The organism is Streptomyces sp. NPDC127119, assembly GCF_042677425.1.
GTDB lineage: Bacteria > Actinomycetota > Actinomycetes > Streptomycetales > Streptomycetaceae > Streptomyces.
Map to the genome: position 1 here is coordinate 12,375 of NZ_JBHXTO010000070.1, position 19,803 is coordinate 32,177.

The following is a 19,803-nucleotide window of genomic DNA, read 5'->3' on the forward strand; positions in this document are numbered from 1 at the left end:
GGGCCGCCGCTGCGGCAACTGCACCAGGCGATCCTGCGGGGGCAGCGGTCGGAGTCCGCCGCTCGGTCCGAGCTCCCGTCGCGGCGGCCGTCGACGGGACCGCGTACGCCCGAACTACCTGCTCAACTTCCCACTGGCCTAAGCGGGTTCACCGGGCGTGACGAAGAACTTGCTCATCTCGCGGCGATCCTCACCTCGGCGGCGGGAGAGTCCGCGGCGGTGGTCGTCTCGGCCGTGTCGGGCATGGCGGGGGTCGGGAAGACGGCGCTGGCCGTGCACTGGGCGCGGCGGGTGAGGAGCGCGTTCCCCGACGGGCAGCTGTACGTGAACCTGCGGGGATTCGATCCGCAGGGGACGGTGGTGCCTCCGACGGGCGGTACGCGCGTTCCTGGCCGCCTTCGGGGTGCGGTCCGAACGCGTGCCACCTCATCTGGAAGCCCAAGTGGGGCTCTACAGAGGCCTGCTGGCGGGGCGGCGCATGATCGTGTTGCTGGACAATGCCCGGGACGAGGAACAGGTCCGTCCGCTGCTGCCGGGAGCGGTCGGCTGCATGGCGCTGGTGACCAGCCGCAACCGGCTGACCGGGCTGGCGGTGACCGAGGGCGCCCATCTGCTGTGGCGGTCGGCTCACTGAGCCGGGACGCGGCGACAGACGTGCTGGCGGCGCGGCTCGGGCAGAACGGGTGGCGGCCGAGCCGGAGGCCGTGGCGGACATCGTCGCGTCGTGCGCGGGACTGGCGCTGGCGGTCGTCGCGGCGCGTGTGGCCGTACGGCCGCGACGACCGCTGAGGGCGCTGGCGGAGGAACTGCGCGAGGCGAGCCGGCGGCTGGACGCGCTGGACGGGGGGAGAGGAGGCCAGCCGGGTGCGGGCGGTGTTCTCCTGGTCCTACAGTGCGCTGAGCGCCGGTGCGGCCCGGTTGTTCCGGCTGTTGGTTCTGCACCCCGGGCCGGACGTGGAGCAGGACGCGGCTGCCGCGGTGGCTGACGTGTCGCCGGTGCGCCGACCGGCTGCAGCGCACCGGCGTCGACCTGACCGGCTACTCGGCGGTCCAGCGCGTCGAGGACATGGAGTCGGCGCGCAGAACGCTCGGCTACCGGCGGATCAACCTGCTCAGCTCCAGCGCCGGCACCCGGGCCGCGATGATCTACGCATGGCGTCACCCGGAGGCACTCCAGCGCTCGGCGATGATCTCGGTCAACCCGCCCGGACACCTGTTCTGGGACCCTCGCATCACCGACACACAGTTCGAGTAGTACGCCGACCTCTGCGGGGCAGACCGCGCCTGCGACGCGAAGACCTGCGACCTAGCCGCCACCATCCGATCCAAGGTCGCCGACATGCCCAGCAGGTGGGGGCCCTTCAGCATCAAGAAGACGAACGTCAGCATCCTGAGCCAGTGCTCCATGCACATGAACGGCGAGGGCTCGGCACCTGGCAACGCGCCCGCGGTGATCGACGCCCACCTCGGCGGCGGACCCGGCGCGATGTGGGCCATGTCGGTGCTGGCGGATGTCACACTGCCGAGCTCCGCGGTGTGGGGAGAGTTCGCCTCCTTCGCCACCATCGACGCGCCCGCCATGCGGACCTACTACGGCCGGGGCGGTGATCACGGATCGATCCTGGGCAACTCCTCCACCGATTTCCTCTGGGCGGACCGGACGGATACTCCATCGTGTGGCCGGACAGCCCGGACAACGCCGAATACCGCACGGTGCGCCCCAGTTCCGTGGAGACCTTGCTGATCGGCGGCGAACTCGATTTCTCCACACCGCCGGTCAACGCCACGAAGGAGCTGCTGCCCTCACTGAGTCGAGGGAGCGAGGTGGTCCTACCCGGCATCGGACACACCGCCGACTTCTGGCAGCAGCAGACGGAGGCGGGCACGCACCTGCTCAACACCTTCTACGACTCCTGCGGCTTCGGCGCCGCTCCCCGCTCGCCGCCACGGCCGTCACCGGATGAGACGGCCAGCATCTCCACAGCTTGCCGGACCGGTGTACCGGAACGTGGGCCGGCGACGCCCGCCCCTCCGGTAGCTCCGGTATCCGCCCCACGCTGCCTTCCTGTCTGTCGGACGGTTCCCGCGGCGTGGGTGTATCGCGCCCCGGGAAGGGCTCACCCCGTCAGGGGCACCACCCCGCGGAGGGCGGCGGTCCCGGCGTGTGGGACGCCCCCCCCCGCCTGGCCGAGCCGCCCACCGGCGGGTCGCAGCCCAAACGCACCGCCGCCACCGCACCGGCCTGGACGACTCCGCCCTGCTGGCGACCATGGATCAGCCGAAAATCTTCGGCCCGCGCCTGCACACCTACTCCCACGTGGACGCCATCGTCGACGGCGTCCTGACTGACTATCAGCTCGCCATGCCCACGATCACCGACACTGACCTTGCGTGCCGCACTGCCCACCTGCCGGGACCTTCGTCGTGTCATCGACTACTCGGCAGCGTTCACGGCGCTCTCACTCCAGCCGCCGTAAGCCAAGAGCTGTCCGAGTCAGCGCTTCGGACGGTAGACCGTGCCTGGGGCGCCGCGTCCCTGACAGATGTCAGGGGCCGATGAGGTGGTGAATGGGTACAGCGGCAGATCAGGCTGCTTGTGTCGCCGGTGATGTATCGCGCGCTTGCCGCTCCGCCACGTCGTCGCTGCTCTCGCCGCCCGCATGCGGATGGGCGCCGTGGATGTGAAGGATCTGACAGGCGCCATCAGGATCACCCGGGCGGAAATCTTGACCCCGGGTACCGCAGGACATCGATAGTGAGGTGGTCTCCGGTCAAGCAACCGCGATCGCAGCAGTTCCGACAGCACTCGGGTCGGGTCTGCGGACGCAGAAGGCCGGTGCAGTATCGGGGCTGGCAGATGGTGTAGCAGTTTCCTTCGGGGCCCTGGTGCCATACGGCGTCAGGGCCCCTCCACGCGTTCCACGGCTTCCACAGACGAGGTGCAAGTGACAGCAGACGATTCCTTCGGCCGTCTCGATGATGACGACCACCCCTCCTGCACCATGGGCCGGGCCGCCGAAACGCTCGGCACCACGGCCGGCTTCCTGTGCGCCATCGGCGAAGCCCGGCTGATGACCCCGCTGCGCTCCGAGGGCGGTCACCGCCGTTACTCCCGATACCCAGCTGCGCGTCGCCGCCCGCGCCCGCGAACTCGTCGACCGGGGCACCCCCGTCGAGGCGGCCTGACGCATCGTCATCCTTGAGGACCAGCTCGAAGAAGCCCGCCGTATCAACGCCGAACATCACCGTGCGGCACGCGAACCGCACACGGGGAAAGCGGCCTGAGCCCTCAAGCCGGCGCCTGTTCCTTCTGTGCAGCTGCCTGGGTGATGGAGGTGTGCAACGCGTAAATGGTGCGCTGGTCAACGCCGTTGCCGCGAGTTTGTCCCTGGCCGACCCGCGACCTTCACCCGCCCCTGGTTCGCGTGGGGCGACGCCCTCTTCGCCGAGTTGCTCCTCGACCTCACGGGACGCTCGACGGGAGCCCTGCGCCCTCGCCCGTCCACCACCGAACCGCCGTCACGGTAAGGACACTTCCGACCTCCCGGCGCCGGCGGTCGCTACGATCTGCGGCGTGTGCGCAAACATTGTGGTCGCCGAAGACGACGCGAAGCAGGCCGAGCTGGTGCGCCGTTATCTGGAGCACGAGGGTCACGCCGTCACGGTCGTCGAGGACGGCCGGACGGCTCTCGAGACGGTCCGGCACCAGGAACCCGACCTGGTCGTCCTCGACGTGATGATGCCCGGGGCCGACGGTCTCGACGTCGTACGGATCCTGCGCGCCGAACGCCGGGAGGTGCCGGTGCTGATGCTGACGGCCCGCAGTACCGAGGACGATCTGCTGCTCGGCCTCGACCTCGGCGCCGACGACTACATGACCAAGCCGTTCAGTCCGCGTGAACTCACCGCCAGGGTAAGGACTTTGCTTCGCCGTAACCGGCGCGGCCCCGACCCGGCTCCGGCGACCGTGCTCGCCCCCGCTCCCGCCTCGGGGCCCGAAGAGGCCCCGGACGACGAGGTGTTGACGGTCGGCGTGCTCAGGGTCGATCCCTCGCGGCACGAGGTGACGGTCGCGGGGGCGCCCGTAGAGTGTACGCCCGGTGAGTTCCGTCTCCTCGCGGCGATGGCGGCCGAGCCCGGCCGGGTCTTCACCAGGGCACGGCTCCTTGACGAGCTGCACGGCTTCGACAAGTACATCAGCGGCCGGACCGTCGACGTGCACGTCATGAACCTGCGCAAGAAGATCGAGCGCGTCCCACGACGGCCGGCCCGCCTCATCACCGTCTTCGGCGTCGGCTACAAACTCATGGACCCCGCGAAGAATGTGCGCCATGCGTCGTCCTGACAGGGGAGGTGCGGTGGGTGCCGCCCGGCTGCCGCTGCGCAAGAGCCTGGCGGGGCGGCTGTTGACCGTGACGGCGCTGGTGGCCTCGTGCTCGGTCGCCGCGACCGCCTGGCTGGCCGTGCAGACGACCTCCGTCGCGATCCGCCAGGAGCAGGGGCAGAACCTCAAGTCCGACGCGAAGATCTACGACACCCTCCTCGGCTACGCGGCCACCCACCCCGACTGGGACGGCGTCGACACCACCGTGCGAGAACTGGCTGTCGAGTCCGGGCGCCGGATCGTGCTCACCACGCCGGGCCGACGCCCGTTCGTGGACTCGGCGAACTCGCGCTCAGCGGGCGGCGGTTCGTCCGACGATCTGCTCGCTCAGCAGGCCTCGGCGGTCGTGGATCCACGCTCCGTCGACACCGTGCTGGTGCCCGACGACGCCAGGGCCGGCGCCGACCGCGTCGATCCACGGGCCGTGGGGCCCTTCCGGCTGCCCGCGAAGGAACACGACGCACTGCGGAAGGCCTCCGCCGGGAGGGTGGAGTGCCTCAGCCGGATGGGTATCGCCGCCGACGTCGTCGAGAGCCCGGGCGGACGGCCCCGCGTCCAGTTCGTGAGCGACGAGACCGAGGCGGGGACCGACAACGTCACCGACCGTGACATGGAGGCCAAGTGCTTTGCGTCCTACCCGGTCGGTCCCACCGCGACCGAGCGGAAGGCCCTGAGCGCCCTCAACCAACTGGCTGACGCCTGTCTGAAACGGCAGGGCCGCACCGCCGTGAAACTGAACCTGGACCTGTCCTGGGACCGGAGTTACGCATACGGGCGGGACGACGCGGTCTCCGGCGCCGAGGACGGCCTCAGCGATCGCGAGGCGAAGGCCCTGGCCGCCAAGAAGGCGGAGGACGCCGCGACGGCCGAACGCAAAGCGGCTTCCGGCGACGCACTCGACTACGCCCCCGCCGAGATCCGCGACAGCGCGTACGACCGGGCCGTGGCCAGCTGTGTCGAAAGCGCTCGCCGGGAACAGCTCACGGGATATGTTGCCGAGCCCGCACTCCTGTTCATCGACGGCCCCGGTGCCGCCGGCGTGCCTGGCTTCGACCTCTCCCGCGCCAACACCGCACGCATCGCCGGTGTCACCGCCCTGGTCCTCGCCCTCACCGTCGGCGCCTCGGTGCTCGCCGGAGCCAGGCTCGTACGCCCGTTGCACGCGCTCACCGGCGCCGCCCAGCGCATGCGGGAAGGCCTGCACGCGACGCCGGTGCCCGTCGCCTCCGACAATGAGATCGGACGGCTGACGGCGGCCTTCAACGACATGGCCGTGCACCGGGCCCGCCTGGAGGAGCAGCGCAAGGTGATGGTCAGCGATGTCGCCCATGAACTGCGAACGCCGCTGAGCAACATCCGGGGCTGGCTGGAGGCGGCCCACGACGGACTGGCCGTGCCGGACCCCGCGTTCGTCTCCTCGCTCCTGGAGGAGGCGGTGCAGCTCCAGCACCTCATCAACGACCTCCAGGACCTGGGCGCGGCCGACGCGGGCGCCCTGCGGCTGCACCGGAAGCCGGTACGTATCGACGAGCTGCTCGGCCAGGTCGCCGCCGCGCACCAGGGGCTGGCTGAGACGGCGGGCGTCACCCTCACGGTCCTGACACCGCCGCCGGGCACCCCTCACCCACCGCTCCTCGACGCCGACCCCGTACGGCTGCGGCAGGCCGTCAGCAACCTGCTCTCCAACGCGGTGCGCCACACCCCGGCCGGCGGCACGGTGACCCTGCGCCGGTACGTCACCGACCCGGGGGACGAGCTCGCCGTGGAGGTGTCCGACACCGGCAGTGGCATTCCGGCGGGCGACCTCCCGTACGTGTTCGACCGTTTCTGGCGGGCGGAGAAGTCCCGCAATCGCGGCACCGGCGGCAGCGGCCTCGGCCTGGCGATCGTCCTCAAGCTCGCCGAGGCCCACGGCGGCACGGTGGACGTGGCGAGCACGGAGGGGGAGGGGGCCACCTTCACCCTGCGGCTGCCGACAGCCGGGTCACGGAAGCCGGAGGGCCCCGGTCGACCCTGATGGGATGACGACAGCGCTCTGACAGTTTCCTCACAAGTGGCCGTCAGGGTGAAGCCATGCCCGGAACCTGGTGCGGATCGGCAACCAGGAACGACCAAGCCGGGCTGGAACTGGAGCCCTCACATGTCCCGCCGTCTCACCCTGCGCCCGCTGCGTATCGCTGTCCTGACCGGCGTCGCGGCCGGCGCGCTGCTCGTCCCGGCCACCGCGGCCTTCGCCACCGATCCGACCCCGACGCCGGGGGCGACCGACTCGACCCCGGCCGACAAGGAGGCCCTGGCGAAGAAGAAGGCCGAGGACGCCAGGACGCTCAAGGAGGCCGAGGCCCGGAAGGCCGCCGAAGCCCGGAAGGCCGGAGGCAAGGACTACCCGCGTGGCGGTGTTGCCGCGGGCGAGGCCCCCGCCCAGGACGACAACACCGGCACGCTCATCGGTTCGGCCACCGGCGCGCTGCTGCTCGCGGGCGCCGGCACCTACGTACTGCGCCGCCGCACCACTGCCCGCCGCGAAGGCTGACCCGGCAGCACGACCTCTCGTACGAAACGGTGGCGCCGCCCTTCACCAGGCGGCGCCCTGTGCGTTCCGGTGAACCCTCGCACCCTGTTCTGGAGCCCGAGTTGCCCCCTGCACACCGTCCGGCCCTGTCCCGGGCCCGCCTCGCGACCCTCACCCTGTTGGCCCTCGTCACCCTGCTCACGGGCTGTTCGTCCGGCCCCGAACCGACGGCCCGGGTCGCCCCGACCGCTCCCGCCGCCGCGTCGGGCGCTCCGAAGTCCGAGCGGCCTGCGGACGACGCTCCGGCGGCCCCTGCCGAGGTGGCCGTCCCCTCCGTGGGGATCACCAGTTCGCTGATGGAGTTGGGCCTCAACACGGACCGGACGGTCCAGGTCCCGCCGGCCGAGGAGGGGATGACCGCGGGCTGGTACACGGGCGGTGCGGTGCCCGGTGAGATCGGCGCGGCCGTCATCATCGGCCACAACGACACCCGCTTCGGCGAGGCCGTCTTCCACGACCTGAAGAAGATCAAGGAGGGTGCGGACATCACCGTCACCGACAAGACGGGAAAAGCCCTCCGCTTCACCGTCACGGCCACGGAGAGCGTCGCCAAGAACGCCTTCCCGACGCAGAAGGTCTACGGGCCGACCCAGGAACGTGCCCTACGGCTCATCACGTGCGACGGCGACTTCGACGCGCAGGGACACCCTGTCGACAACCTCATCGTGTACGCGACAGCGAGCTGAGGGCAGTAGGCGTGTCCGTCTCGCCCTGTCGTCACGGGTGACGTCCGCAGCTCGATCGTCAGCGGCCGGTTCCAGGAGCGCGCCGCTGAACGGTCGGTACGCGTCAGTCACGGCGCGGTCATGCGCCGCGACTGCCCGGAGGCCGTCACCGCTCTCGCCCGCGCCGCCGGCGAGCACCGCCGGACGTGGTGTGTGCGTGGGGGCGCCGTTCGTCGATCGAGGCGGTGAAACCGAAGGTCCCGGTCGGTGTGGATCTGCTTGAATTCGGGCCGAAGGAGAGCCTGATGTTCATCGGCGGCCAGGAGGCCGACTGGGGCGACGTGGCCCGGCGTGCCGCGTACGACGTCAGTGTGTATGAGCAGGAGGCGTGCTTCAGTCCGCAGCGGGTGTTCGTCGAGGGTGACGCCGATGTGTTCGCCGAACTGCTCGCTGAGAGCCTCGACAGTGTTCTCGCCCGGCGGGTTCGTGCCGGTCGACAAGCGGGCGCACATCACCCGTGCGCGGCAGGGGGCCAGGTTCGACGGGTACAAGGTCCGCCGGAGCGCGGGGTGCGAGTGGACCGTCGTCCAGCCGGATCGCCGTTCGCTCATCGTGCGCTGTCACGACCCCCAGAAGGTGCTGATCGACGTCCTGCGCTGCGTCGGCGACGCCGGGGGAGTCGTCGCGGGTGTCCAGGTGACGCCCGCGACGCTGCAGAGCGCGTTCCTCGCCGTGACTGGCCGAGAGTTCGAGGGGGCCTGATGCGTACGTCGATCGAGGTGCTGCGCGCGTTCTTGTGGAAGGATGTCGTCGTCCTGCGCACCGACCGGATGGTCCTGCCCTGCCTCGTCGCCTTCCCGCTGATCATGGCGGCACTGCTGAGCAGCGCGTTCGGGAAGATCCCCGGCGTCGGGAACGGCGCGAACCAGGCCGTGCCCGGCGCCAGATACTTCTGCTCCCGCAGAAAAACCTGCTCGCTTGGACCTTGGCCGGCCACGACGTTCAGACCGACAGGTCCCGGTCCTGGTGCCGGATGCGCGAGGGGTGCGCACGCCTGCTGTGCGGTCGGTGCTGCGGACGGTCGCGCATCCGGCCGCGGTGGGAGCGGTGGTGTGCTTGTACGGCGACGCCGGGCAGGGCAAGACGGTCGCGCTGCAGTACGCCCTGTCCCAGCTCACGCTGGGAGGGGGCTTGTTGGTGTATGTGGTGGTGGTTGAGCTGGTTTTTTGGTGGTGTGTTGAGAACTCTGGTGCGTGGTCGTGGTGGGTGGGGCGGGGTGTTTGAGCTGGGGTTATGTGTTCTGTGTGGAGGGGGATTTGGGTTCGTTGTAGGTAGTGGTAGTGCTAGAAGGCCCGGTGCTTGTTTGTGCTGGTCAGGCGTTTTTTGCCTGGTCGGGGGTGGTGTTGTGCTGGAGCGGGTTTCCTGATCGGTTGTGCATGGTCGGTGGGTGTGCGGACGGATCAGGCGGGGGGCGGTTGGAGTTGCAGGTTGGTGTGGGTGCGGGGGAGTTGTGTTCGCTGCAGGGTTGGTTGCGTGCGGATCCTGTGGTGCGGCGGTCTGTTGTGGTGGGGGTGCAGGGTGGTGTGCAGGGGCCGGGGGAGATGGGTTCGGCCTTGGATGTGCTGGGGCTGGTGACGGGGACCGGGTGGAGTGCGGCGTCGTTCGTGGTGGCGGTCGCGGCGTGGCGGCAGAGCAGGCCGCAGCGGCCGCGGGTGGAGATCCGGCGGGGGGGGGGGAGACGGTCATCGTCCTTGCGGAGGGTTCACAGGAGGAGATCGCGCGGGCGGTTCGGGCGCTGGAGGCCGTCGGTGGCGGTGAGGGCGGCGATCGGTGAGTGTGCTGCCCGATCCGGGGGCTTCGCGGTCTGTGCTGGTGGGCACGAGCCGCTATGAGTATCTGGAGCCGTTGCCGGCCGTGGCGAACAATCTGCGGGCTCTTGCCGGTGTGTTGTGCAGCCCGCTGTCGCTGCAGCTGCCTGCCCGGAACGTGACGGTTGTCGAGGATCCGGCTGGCTGCGCACACGGTGGTGGGCGCGGTGCGGCAGGCGGCCGCTGAGGCCACCGACACGCTGGTGGTCTACTTCGCTGGGCATGGCTGGTCGATGCCCAGGATCAGCTCGTTGTGGCGTTGGCGCATACCGAGTTCGGCCGTATCGAGACGGGTCTGCCCTATGACTGGGTGCGCCAGGTGCTGCTGCTGGACTCCCGGGCCGAGCGGCATGTGGTGATTTTGGACTGCTGTTACAGCGGTCTGGCGCTGGGGAGGATGAGCGCTGGGGCGGGGCTTGCCGACCAGGCGGCGGTGGAGGGCAGTTTCCTGCTGGCGGCCGCGGCCGAGACGCGGACTGCTCTGGCGTCGGTGGGGGAGACCTACACCGCGTTCACCGGGGCCCTGCTGGAGGCCCTGCGCCGGGGCGTGCCCGGCGGTCCTGCGCTGGTTGATCTCGGGGCGTTGTACCGGCATCTGCGCCTGACGATGGAGGCGCGTGGGCATCCTGTTCCGCAGGCGCGGGACCGTAACAGCGGTGCCCGGGTCGTGCTCGGGCGTAACCAGGCGGATCTGCCTGCCGCGCCCGTTACTGCTGCTGCCGGTGCGGATGTGGGGGAGCGGCGCTGGCCGGATCCGCACGCGATTCGTACGGTGACCGGGTTCTTCACCGCCCTAGGGCCTGTCGTCAAATGTCACGCCCACATCAGGAGTGATGCGAGGGTGATGGCCGCTTCGTAGGACTGGGCGGTTTTGTCGTAGCGGGTGGCGATGCCGCGCCACTGCTTGAGGCGATTGAAGCAGCGTTCCACGACGTTGCGGTGCTTGTAGAGCTCGCGGTCGAAGGCCGGCGGGCGGCCACCGCGGCTGCCTCGCCGGGCCCGGTTGCCGACCTGGTCGGCCCGCTCGGGAATCGTGTGCGGTATGCCCCGACGGCGGAGCCAGGCGCGGATCGCCTTCGAGCTGTAGCCCTTGTCACCGAGGACGTGATCGGGCCGGGTGCGGGGTCGTCCGGGTCCGATCCGGGGCACCCGGACCGCTTCCGACACGGCGGTGAACCGGGTGCAGTCGTTGGTGTTGCCGCCCGTGACGACGAAGGAGAGCGGACGGCCCCGGCCGTCGCAGGCCAGGTGAATCTTGCTGGTCAGACCGCCTCTGGACCGGCCGAGCGCCGGGACGCGGAGCCCCCTTCTCGAGCCCCCGCCGCATGCTGGTGGGCCCGCACGACCGTGGAATCGACGGACACCAGCCACTCGATGTCGCCCGCCGCGTCCGCCTTCGCCTGTGCAGCCTGCAGCATCCGGTCGAACGTCCCGTCCGCCGCCCACCTGCGGAAACGCGTATGCAGCGTGGCCCACGGACCGTAACGCTCGGGCACATCCCGCCAGGCCGTCCCGGTCCGGAGCTTCCACACGATCCCATTCAGGACCCTGCGGTCGTCCAGCCGCTTCCGGCCCCGCAACGACACGGGCAGCAACGGCCGGACGAACTCCCACTCAACATCGGACAGTTCATGGCGACGTATCACGACACCATGATCCATCACGGTGATCATTTGAAGACACTGCCTAGCCGAGGTCGTGGATCCCCTCGCTGCGCAGCGCGGAAGTGGGGCTGCCGGAGCGTCAGCACCATCCGAAACGCCAGGGCAGCCACTGTCGCGCCCCAGACCAGCCTCCGCAGGTACGGTGCCGCCCCCAGCCCTGCCCCGGTCAAGCCGAGCGCGAGCGCGAGACCGGCCGTGACTGCGTACCGGACCGGGTCGGTCTCCGGGCCGGAGCCCGGCAAGACCTGCCGGGTGCCGGACGCCACGGCCCACGTGGTCCACGCGACCAGCGCCGTGCCCAGCCCGAACAGCGCCACCCGCAGGGCCTTGACCGCCCGGTGCGCGTGGACGCCCGCCGTGTTCGTGGCTGTCCCCATCACCCGGGCCGCCTGCTCGTGGGTCATCCCCAGTTCCCACGTCAGCCAGAACGCCTTGTGCTGCTGACGCGGCAGCCCGGCCATCGCCTCGTCGATGGCGTGCCGCCGCTCGGCGTCGGCGACGGGGCAGATCGTCGGCTCGTCCTCCGGTCGCACGTCGGCGTCGAGCGACTCGTACCCCCGGCCCGCGTAGTGGTGCCGGGCCGCGCGGGTGGCCTCGTTCGTCATGCAGGTGTAGAGGTACGCGCGCAGGTTGCCGATCGGCTCGTCGTGGGCCAGCACGGCCAAGAGGGCGTTCTGCACGATGTCCTCGGGGTCCGCCGAGGACCGCGGCACGTCGCGGGCGTACAGCCGGCGGGCGGCGTAGCGGACCATCCGGTCGTACCGCTCCGCCACCAGCTCCGCCAGCGCGTCGGCGTGCCGCGGCCGCGGCCCGTCCCGATCAGCCACGCCGCCCCCGCTTCCCCGCCCGACGGCCCTTACCGGCCCGCTCGCGCTGGGCCCGGATCACCTCGGCCCGGCCCGCGGCCCGGTTGCGGAACGCGATGCTCCTCAACACGCTGCTCAGCGACCCCGCGAACAGCAGCGCCAGGAACACCACCACACCGATCCCCGTCAACTCCACCGGACCTCCCCCAGTCTGCGGCCCAGCGCCTCACGGTGAAGCAGCGGCCGTACACCTGCTGAGAGAGGAGAACGCCCTGAATCCTTTACCCGGCGACCAAGATTCTTTGTGAGGTCCTCGCCGCACGGAACCGCGGGTGTGTGTCCCGAGCGTGTGCTGCGTGGCCAACTCCGGTACGGGGGTAGACTTGCGGGAAGCAGTAGCAGGGGAATCCGGTGCAACTCCGGAACTGTCCCGCAACGGTGTACCTCCCCCTTACCCCGGGGGAAGGGTAGTCCGAGGACCTGCGCTTGCTCGAACGCCCCCGGCATCTCGCCGGGGCCTTCGGCAGGGGCACCGGGTGTGAGTGGGCGTGTTGGTGGCATTGGGTGGGTGTCAGCGGAGCGGTGGCGCTGGATGCCTGGTCCGGGGGCTTGTGTGCGGGGCGGTTTGCTGTCATGGGGTGACCAAGCGGCTGTTGTTTTTTGACCTGTGTGGGGTGGGTCGGCTGTCGTGGGGGTGGCTGTTCCTGTGGTGGGGCGGGTTCAGGAGGGGGTGGCTTGGGGTTGGTCGGGTCGGCGGTCGCGGAGTGCTTGGAGGATTTTGGTCTGCTGCGGGTCGGTGGGGGGTGTGGTGTCGGGGGAGTTGTCGAGGTGGGGTGTGAGGCGGGTGTAGAGGTCGTCGTGGGTGAACATGGCGTCGAGGCCGGCCCAGGTGTCGTTGTCGATGAGGGGGAAGGGGAACTGTTGGGGTGGGATGAGTGCGGCCAGGAGCGGGAGGAGTTCCCAGCCGTGGTCGAGGCGGTCGCGTAGCCAGGTGCGGAGGCTGGCGGGGTCGGTGTGGCGCCACATCCAGATCAGGGTCTCGTCCTGCTCGGTGATGTCAGAGGCGGGCCGTCCGGCGGCCGGTGCGAGGTGTTCGGCCAGGCGGCCGGTGAGGGCGTCACGGGCCTGGGCCGCCCACGGTTCTGTGGTCGTCACGTGTTCGGAGGCGGTGTCGTCGGGGTTGGTGGCGCTGCGGAGGGTTCGGGTGGCGAGGACTGCTCCGTCGTAGGTGACGGCCATAGCGGCCACAGCGGCGGGTCGCTGGTCGGGAGGCAGGTCGAGGAGGAGGCCCGGGGTCAGGGAACGCAGCCGTCGATCGGACCCCAGAATGCCCATCACTTCCGGTTCGGCGGTCAATTGGCCGTAGTTGTCGGCCATAGCCTGGAGCAGCGCGGCCGCGGGTACCGGGATGCCGTCAGCGCGCAGTTGGTCGATGCGCCGGACGATGCGGTGGGTGTCGTCTCTGAGCCGGGCCAGCAACTGCGCGGCCTCATCGCCCTCAGCTCCTGATGCCAGTTGGGCGAGGGCCTGCTGGAAGACGGCTTCTGGGAGGTCGTCGGCGGGGACGGTGAAGACGATGTACCGGTCGAAGTAGTCCTGGCTGCCGATCCCGCGTCGGCGGGCCGCGGCACGAGGGTCGCTGCCGTTGCCGACGGCCTGCTGGACTGCGGGGAACAGCAGGACCAGCAGTGCAAGCATGCCGTCGAGGTTGTCCTGGGCCACGCCGGCCTGGCGCAGGCGTTCCTTCCACCGTTCGGCGTTTTCACCGGGTCTGGAGTCGCGGTGCAGCGCCGGGTCGGTGCTAGTGCCGGTCAGTTCGGCGCGGTGGCGTCCCAGCATCCGGTAGACGCCGGGCTCGCTGGTCCGCAGGAAGGTGACGATCAGGAAGTCGACGATGTCGACCTCCCCGGCCAAAGAGCCGAGCGTCGCGCCGGCCTGGCCGAAGTAGCGCTTGATGGACCGCGGGGTCCTCAGCCGGTCTTGAAGGTGCCGGAAGTAGGCCTCGGAGAAGCGCCGTTCCTGGTCCGGAGTCATGGACACCTGGTGGGAGTCCAGCAGGGCGTTGAGGAGTCGATTGGTCATGGCGGTGATGTCGCGGTCGCGGAAGGCCGGGAGGTCGAGCCGGACCTGGATGAGTTTCTCCAGGAATTCCTGGGCGCGCTGGTCGTTCGAGCCGACCAGGTCGGTCCGTTTCAGGACGTCCAGGAGGGTCTGTTCGTCGAAGCTGATCAGGTAGTACACGTTCGGCAGGTGGCCGACCAGGCGGATGAGCTTGAAGACGACCAGCAGTTCCTCAGGGGTGAGCCGGTCCAGATCGTCCATGATCATCAGGACCGGCAAGGCCGCCTGTCGCAGGGCCGCTTCGGCGGTGTGCTTGGCGGCCGAGGCGCTGGTGTCTCCGGCTATCCGGTCGGCTACGTGGTTGATCAGCTCCGAGGAGTCCAGGCCGAGCAATCCCGTGAGCTTGCCCAATGGACTGATCGACTGGCCGAACGCCCCGATTTTCCCGCGCAGCTCGGACCACTGGTTCCCGCTGGGGAGGGCGGCGCGGATCTCGCTGAACAGAGCCAGCGTCAGGGATTCGAGGTCCGAGTACATCCACGGGTTCAGTTCAGCGACCGACCACCGGGTGGTGTTGGTGGCGCCGACCGTGTTCTTGAGGTGCTGGATCGTCATCTGCAGGACGGATGACTTGCCAGAGCCCCAGGGGCCGATGAGCGCGAGGACCCCGGACTCGCTCTGCTCGCGCACCTGGTGGAGAAGTTCGACGGCATGCCGGGCGTACTGCTGGCGCCCCAGCAGGTCAGGAGCGTCGGCGCTCCCGTCGACGGGGTCATCGTTGAAAAAGCGTTCACCGGGCATCGGCCCATCCTGCCCGACAGCGCAGATGCTTCGGCCTGGGATCGGTGATGACGTGCAGACCGGCTGCTGTCATGGGGTGACCGGGTGGCTGTCACGGTGTGGTTAGCAGGTCGCGGTCCGGCTGTGTTGGGTTTGCCGGTCTTCGTGTGGCGGGGCCGGCTGGGGTGGTGGGGTTGCCCTTGTGACGGGTTCGGGAACCCCGGTGGGGGAGACGGTGCCGGGTTCGGCTGTTTTGGCGGTGGCCGGGCGGGTGGAGCGGGCTGTGGTGGTGCGGCGGCTGTTGGCGGTGGACCGGGGTGAGGGTGGTCTGTCGGCGTTGCATGTGCGGATCGCGGCCGGTTTGGCGGGGGTGTCGGAGCGGACGGTGTGGCGGTGGCTGCAGCAGGGGCGCGAGGGGCGGGTGGAGGCCCGGCCGCGCCAGGGTGGCTTCATGGTGGGTGATGCCTTGTGGGAGGTGCTCACCCAGGTGGGCGGGAACGTCGCCGAGTTGCGCCGCAGGATGCTCCGGGCACAGGAAGAGGGCGTGCTTCAGCGGTGGGGTGTCGAGGCGGTGCCGTCGCTGGCGACGCTGCACCGCGCGATCAAGGACGAGTTGCGGGCGGGCCGGGTGCTTCAGGCCGCCCGCGCGGCGTCGGGCCGTGTGGAGCCGAGCCGGTACGACCGGGCACTGGCCGAACTCGGCTTCGCAGAAGATGCGGACGGGCCGCCGGTGGTGGACGGCCCGGACGCCATGCCGTCCGGTACGGGTGGTGAGGAACGGCACGGTGCGGTGAAGGCTGCTCCGCGTGCCCGGGTGTCGGGCGGGGTGCGGTTGTACGCGCCGGGGGCGCGGCTGGTGTCCACGCGGCAGGTGGCCGGGGTGGTGGAGGCGGTGGGGCACACGGTCGCCGCGCGGGGGATCGGCTGTGTGTACGGGGATACGGGGCTGGGGAAGACGGTCGCGGTCGAGCAGGCTCTGCATCTGCTGCCGGGCCGGGTGCCTGTGTGGCGGGCGGTGGTGGGGGTCGGGCCTGGGCTGCCGCAGGTGCGGGCCGCGTTGTGCGAGGCGCTGGGGCTGCCGTCGGGGTCCCTGACGCACCGGGCCGGACCGGCCGACCAGGCGTTGGCGGAGGCGCTGGCCGAGCCGGGTGTGCTGTTCCTGGATGACGCGCAGCGTCTGTCGCCGCCGGTGCTGGACTATCTGCGGCAGCTGTGGGACTCGCCGGGCTGTGCGGCTGCCCTGGTGCTGTGCGGGGCGGGCAGTGAGCGGGCGCTGGCCCGGGCAGCGGCGATGCGCTCGAGGGTCCTGACCTGGCACCAGGTCAGCCGCCTCGACACGGAGGATGTGCCGCGGACGCTGGGTCTGTTCCACCCGGTGTGGGAGGACGCTGACCCGGCCGACCTGGGGCGGGCGGATGAGCAGACCGCCCGCGGCAACTTCCGTACCTGGGCGAAGATCACCTCGCATGTCTGCGCCGCCCGGTGCCGCGATCCCGGTGCGGGTGCGGGTGCGGATCGGGACGCGATCGACCAGGCCTGCGCCAGGCTCGGCCCGTACTCATGACCGCCCCTCTCACGCGCCCGGGACGCACCGATTCCGACGGCAGACAACCTCACTCCGTTCGGCGAGGAGGAGAAGCGGCGCGATGACGGACAGCGGACCGCAGGACATCAACGGCGGCCTCGGCGTTGACGCGGGAGGGCAGCGGCTGCCGCCGCCGGGGGATCCGGCCGGCGTGCTCGGGAAGCAGTCGCTGGTTGCGCTGCGGGCGCCTGCGGTGCGCCGCCTGCTGGCGCTGCGGGCCCGGGGCGGTCTTTCGCGGCAGCACGTGCGGCTGGCGGGGGAGTGCCTGGGGGCGTCGGAGCGCACGGTGTGGCGGTGGCTGGCCGAGGCGTCCCGGAGCCCGGCGGCGGCTGCGCACCCCGGAGCCCGCCACACGAGCAGGTTCGAGATCACCGCGGAGATCCGGGTGCTGCTGGCGTACTGGCACGGCAACGCCTCCGCGGTCCACCGCCAGCTCATGGAGCGCGCCGCGGCCGAGGCAGGGGGCGTACGCGCGCAGACGTCCGGTACTGGCGTGTCCGTCCCGCCGGACCTGGTGGCTGTTCCGGGTGGGGCAGCCCTGTCGCAGGTGCCGCTGCTGGATCCGGTCCCGTCCCTGTCGACGTTCCTGCGCGCGCTGCGCCGCGATCTGACGGCGGGGGAGCGCGCCGGTCTCGCCATCGGACCGGAGGCAGCACGCGCCCATGACGTGTTCGGCAAGCGGCCGCCGTCATGGCGCAACCACGCCTGGGAGACCGACCACGTTCAGGCCCCGCTGCGGGTCGACGCCGACGGCGACCTGGTGCGCCCGTGGATCACCTGGTTCATCGACACCGCCACCAAGGTCATCACCGGTACCGCTGTCACCCCGGGCCATCCCTCCCGCGCGTCGGTACTGGCCGCCTTGCGCGCCGCAGTGGTGCGGGACGAGCCCTACGGCCCGGCCGGGGGAGTGCCGGAACTGGTGAGGATGGACCGGGGCAAGGACTTCCTGTCGGCCGCCGTCACCACCGCGCTCGGCGCGATGGGCGTGACGGTCAAGGACCTGCCCGCCTACAGCCCGCATCTGAAGGGCACAGTGGAAAGCCTCAACCGGGCTGCGGACCGGATGCTGTTCGCCGCCCTGCCCGGCTACACCGCCGGGCCCACCGGGCCCCGCTCGGAGCGGCGCGGACGTACTGCGGGGGCGGTGTCCGCGCTGTCGTTCCAGGACTTCACCGCGGAGGTCCTGGAGTGGACGACCTGGTGGAACACCGTGAACCGCCCGAAAGCCCTGTCGGGCCGTACGCCGCTGGAGGCGTGGCAGGCCGATCCGACGCCTGTCACCGACATCCCCGCCGCCGACCTGTGGGCCTTCACCCTCGAGGACGACGGCCGGTCCCGGAAGCTGACCAGCCACGGAGTGAGCTGGCGCGGCCGCACCTACATCGCCGCGTGGATGACCGGCCAGGCCGGCCGTCAGGTCCGCGTGCGCTACATGCCCCACCACGACCACGAGATCGAGGTCTGCGACGCCCGAGGCCGCCACCTCGGCCCGGCGCACCTCGCGGACGCGGCCACCCCCGAGCAGCTGCAGGCGCTGCGCGAGGCACGCGCGGAGCGCGCCCGGCGCCTGCGCGCCGACGCGAAGGCCGCCGAACGCCTGCGCCGCCAGCGATTCGCCCCCACCACCAGCGCGGAGCCCGCCCAGCGGCTGGGAGCCGTCACGGCCGCCCAGGCCGAGCGTGAACTCGCCGCCGCCGACTACACCGACGTCGCACGGCTGGCCCTGCCCGACCTGATCCCGCCCGCCCCGCCTCCGGCGCACTGGCGCACCCCGCCCGCCCTTGCGGCCGGCACCACGCCGCCCCCGCCCGCCCCCGCTCCAGCCGACTCGCCGGCGGACGTTGCACCGGAGCCCGGCCGAACCGCAGGAGACACCCTGTGACCGAGGCCTCTTACCAGTACGTCGGCCTGCCGGACGCATCGGTGGTCACCACCCGCGCTCTGCTCACCGCGCGGGAGAACATCACCGACACGGTCGAGGCCCGCGCGATGATGTGTATCCACGGCGGGGCCGGCTTCGGCAAGACCCTGGCCGTCAACATGTGCCTGCACGAACTCGAACCCGCCGAGGATGTCCGCCGGCTTGCTTTCCGCGCCCGTCCCACCGCCCGCGCGGTGCGCTACGAACTGTTCACCGCGCTCGACCTGCCCGGGGCACCGCCGCGCCACCCCAGTGAGTTCGACCGCCTACTGAGGACGGCCCTGGCCGAGCGCCCCCGCACCTTCCTCGTGGACGAGGCACAGTGGCTCAACGGGGAGGCGTTCGAGTACTTCCGCTACCTGTGGGACGACCCCGCAACCCGGCTCGCGGTCATCTTCGTCGGCGGCGAGGGCTGCCACACGGTGTTGCGCCGCGAACCGATGCTGTCGTCGCGGATCTTCATCTGGCAGCACTTCACCCGCCTCACCCCCGGCGAGGTCAGGGAGACGATCCCGCTGTTCCACCCGGTATGGGCCGACGCCGACCCGGACGACATCGCCTTCGCCGACCAGCATGCCGCGCACGGCAACTTCCGTGACTGGGCCCGCCTCACGGCCCACGTGCGTCTGGCGCTGTCCCGTACGGGCCGGCCGCGGGTGGACCGGGAGATGCTGCGGTGGGCGTTCGGCCGGCTGGGCGGCTCCGCCTGATGCCTGGTCGCACGCGGCCCGTGGCTCATCGCCCGTGTGCAGGAGTACCGGTGGAATACGAGGAGGCGGGCTGCGGTGGGACTGCTGGATCCGTTCAACGCGCTCGGTGAGATCGCCGTGGACGTTCTGGCGTGCGGTCCGGCTGCCTCCGGGCGCTGCCCGCCCCGCAAGACCCTGCGCACGGTGGGCCGTCCGCCCTTCACCGTGGTCGTGGACCGGGCAGACGACGTGCGTTTCACCCGCACCGTGCTGGCCTCCCACCATCCGGCGGCGGGACGGGTCGTGATCCACCCCACCGTCGGTGGCGGCGGACGCCTGCTGTGGCACGACGTCCTGCACGCGGTGGGCGACGGCCGGCCCCTGAGGGCCCCGTCTTGCGCCGCGCACGGCAACGCATCCGCGCAGGAGCGGTCGGCACGCGCCGCCCTGAAGGCCGCGGCGGTGCACCGGCTGACCGTCCTGCGCGCGCACCGCATCGGATGGGGCGTCTGGGCCGACCTGGTGGCCCTGCACCACACCACCGGCACGGACGTGACCGTGGTGCACCATGCCGAACTGCCCGTGGACCTGGTACACCTGCTGCGCCACTGCCACCACCGCATTCTCACCGCCTACGCCGTGGTGCGGGCGCTGCACCCGCCCGCGGCGGCCTTGAGGGAGTCCTGGGCAGACAGACGGCACCGATGACCGGCAGCGCCAGGTTGCAGTCCTGCGCCGGACAGCGGCACGGCTGACGATGTACCGCTGCCTTCGCTGCCACCCCGGGGCTGCAACGCCTTTCTCA

The 19,803-nt window shown here is 70.9% G+C and carries 17 protein-coding genes, 3 pseudogenes and 1 riboswitch; of the genes and pseudogenes, 16 read left to right on the forward strand and 4 right to left on the reverse strand.

Annotated elements, in window-relative coordinates; translation table 11 throughout:
• Positions 1-442: 442 nt before the first annotated feature.
• The 12 genes and pseudogenes from ACFVH5_RS26180 to ACFVH5_RS26235 all read left to right on the forward strand — a co-directional run bounded on the left by ACFVH5_RS26180 (position 443) and on the right by ACFVH5_RS26235 (position 10,348).
• Complete coding sequence (locus tag ACFVH5_RS26180; RefSeq protein WP_385836244.1) at positions 443-634, forward strand: hypothetical protein; 192 nt, start codon at positions 443-445, stop codon at positions 632-634.
• A 273-nt stretch (positions 635-907) separates the two neighbouring features.
• Entirely contained in the window at positions 908-1,255 is a 348-nt protein-coding gene (locus ACFVH5_RS26185) for an alpha/beta fold hydrolase (RefSeq protein WP_385836213.1), read from the forward strand.
• A gap of 84 nt (positions 1,256-1,339) precedes the next feature.
• Positions 1,340-1,744 (forward strand): hypothetical protein, encoded by a 405-nt coding sequence (locus tag ACFVH5_RS26190; protein ID WP_385836214.1) that lies wholly within the window; start codon positions 1,340-1,342, stop codon positions 1,742-1,744.
• A 1,201-nt stretch (positions 1,745-2,945) separates the two neighbouring features.
• Positions 2,946-3,285, forward strand: a pseudogene (locus tag ACFVH5_RS26195) (MerR family transcriptional regulator).
• 289 nt (positions 3,286-3,574) lie between these two features.
• Positions 3,575-4,345: a response regulator transcription factor gene (locus ACFVH5_RS26200; protein ID WP_385836215.1), complete on the forward strand. Its 771-nt coding sequence runs from the start codon at positions 3,575-3,577 to the stop codon at positions 4,343-4,345.
• The gene (locus ACFVH5_RS26205) at positions 4,332-6,401 is read left to right on the forward strand and encodes a sensor histidine kinase (protein WP_385836216.1); all 2,070 of its coding nucleotides are present in this window, start codon (positions 4,332-4,334) and stop codon (positions 6,399-6,401) included. Before ACFVH5_RS26200 ends, ACFVH5_RS26205 begins: the two co-directional genes overlap by 14 nt.
• Before the next feature lie 123 nt (positions 6,402-6,524).
• Positions 6,525-6,917 (forward strand): sortase-dependent protein, encoded by a 393-nt coding sequence (locus ACFVH5_RS26210; RefSeq protein ID WP_384809698.1) that lies wholly within the window; start codon positions 6,525-6,527, stop codon positions 6,915-6,917.
• A gap of 101 nt (positions 6,918-7,018) precedes the next feature.
• A complete protein-coding gene (locus ACFVH5_RS26215; RefSeq protein WP_385836217.1) occupies positions 7,019-7,642 on the forward strand; it encodes a class F sortase in 624 nt (207 codons plus the stop codon).
• Between the two features lie 224 nt (positions 7,643-7,866).
• A pseudogene (locus ACFVH5_RS26220) lies at positions 7,867-8,040 on the forward strand (acyl-CoA reductase); the annotation flags it as partial.
• A 10-nt stretch (positions 8,041-8,050) separates the two neighbouring features.
• Positions 8,051-8,383: a hypothetical protein gene (locus ACFVH5_RS26225; protein ID WP_385836245.1), complete on the forward strand. Its 333-nt coding sequence runs from the start codon at positions 8,051-8,053 to the stop codon at positions 8,381-8,383.
• Between the two features lie 674 nt (positions 8,384-9,057).
• Complete coding sequence (locus tag ACFVH5_RS26230) at positions 9,058-9,513, forward strand: hypothetical protein (protein ID WP_385836218.1); 456 nt, start codon at positions 9,058-9,060, stop codon at positions 9,511-9,513.
• A gap of 229 nt (positions 9,514-9,742) precedes the next feature.
• Positions 9,743-10,348: a hypothetical protein gene (locus ACFVH5_RS26235; RefSeq protein ID WP_385836219.1), complete on the forward strand. Its 606-nt coding sequence runs from the start codon at positions 9,743-9,745 to the stop codon at positions 10,346-10,348.
• Here the strand turns inward: ACFVH5_RS26235 and ACFVH5_RS26240 are convergent.
• From ACFVH5_RS26240 to ACFVH5_RS26255, 4 genes and pseudogenes are all read right to left on the reverse strand, one after another.
• Positions 10,303-11,150, reverse strand: a pseudogene (locus ACFVH5_RS26240) (IS5 family transposase). The gene ACFVH5_RS26235 and the pseudogene ACFVH5_RS26240 overlap by 46 nt on opposite strands.
• Before the next feature lie 8 nt (positions 11,151-11,158).
• Positions 11,159-11,980: a sigma-70 family RNA polymerase sigma factor gene (locus ACFVH5_RS26245; RefSeq protein WP_385836220.1), complete on the reverse strand. Its 822-nt coding sequence runs from the start codon at positions 11,978-11,980 to the stop codon at positions 11,159-11,161.
• The gene (locus ACFVH5_RS26250) at positions 11,973-12,155 is read right to left on the reverse strand and encodes a hypothetical protein (RefSeq protein WP_385836221.1); all 183 of its coding nucleotides are present in this window, start codon (positions 12,153-12,155) and stop codon (positions 11,973-11,975) included. Before ACFVH5_RS26250 ends, ACFVH5_RS26245 begins: the two co-directional genes overlap by 8 nt.
• Before the next feature lie 162 nt (positions 12,156-12,317).
• A riboswitch (cobalamin riboswitch) is annotated at positions 12,318-12,462 on the forward strand.
• 217 nt (positions 12,463-12,679) lie between these two features.
• The gene (locus tag ACFVH5_RS26255) at positions 12,680-14,821 is read right to left on the reverse strand and encodes a P-loop NTPase fold protein (protein ID WP_385836222.1); all 2,142 of its coding nucleotides are present in this window, start codon (positions 14,819-14,821) and stop codon (positions 12,680-12,682) included.
• A 202-nt stretch (positions 14,822-15,023) separates the two neighbouring features.
• Between ACFVH5_RS26255 and ACFVH5_RS26260 the strand changes: the two genes are divergently transcribed.
• From ACFVH5_RS26260 to ACFVH5_RS26275, 4 genes are all read left to right on the forward strand, one after another.
• The gene (locus tag ACFVH5_RS26260; RefSeq protein ID WP_385836223.1) at positions 15,024-16,364 is read left to right on the forward strand and encodes an AAA family ATPase; all 1,341 of its coding nucleotides are present in this window, start codon (positions 15,024-15,026) and stop codon (positions 16,362-16,364) included.
• 82 nt (positions 16,365-16,446) lie between these two features.
• Complete coding sequence (locus ACFVH5_RS26265; protein ID WP_385836224.1) at positions 16,447-18,270, forward strand: Mu transposase C-terminal domain-containing protein; 1,824 nt, start codon at positions 16,447-16,449, stop codon at positions 18,268-18,270.
• Positions 18,267-19,019 carry an AAA family ATPase gene (locus tag ACFVH5_RS26270; RefSeq protein WP_385836225.1) on the forward strand — a complete coding sequence of 251 codons (753 nt, stop codon included), beginning with the start codon at positions 18,267-18,269 and terminating at the stop codon, positions 19,017-19,019. The genes ACFVH5_RS26265 and ACFVH5_RS26270 overlap by 4 nt, the downstream gene beginning before the upstream one ends.
• Positions 19,020-19,094: 75 nt before the next feature.
• Positions 19,095-19,706: a hypothetical protein gene (locus ACFVH5_RS26275; RefSeq protein WP_385836226.1), complete on the forward strand. Its 612-nt coding sequence runs from the start codon at positions 19,095-19,097 to the stop codon at positions 19,704-19,706.
• The last annotated feature ends 97 nt before the right edge of the window (positions 19,707-19,803 follow it).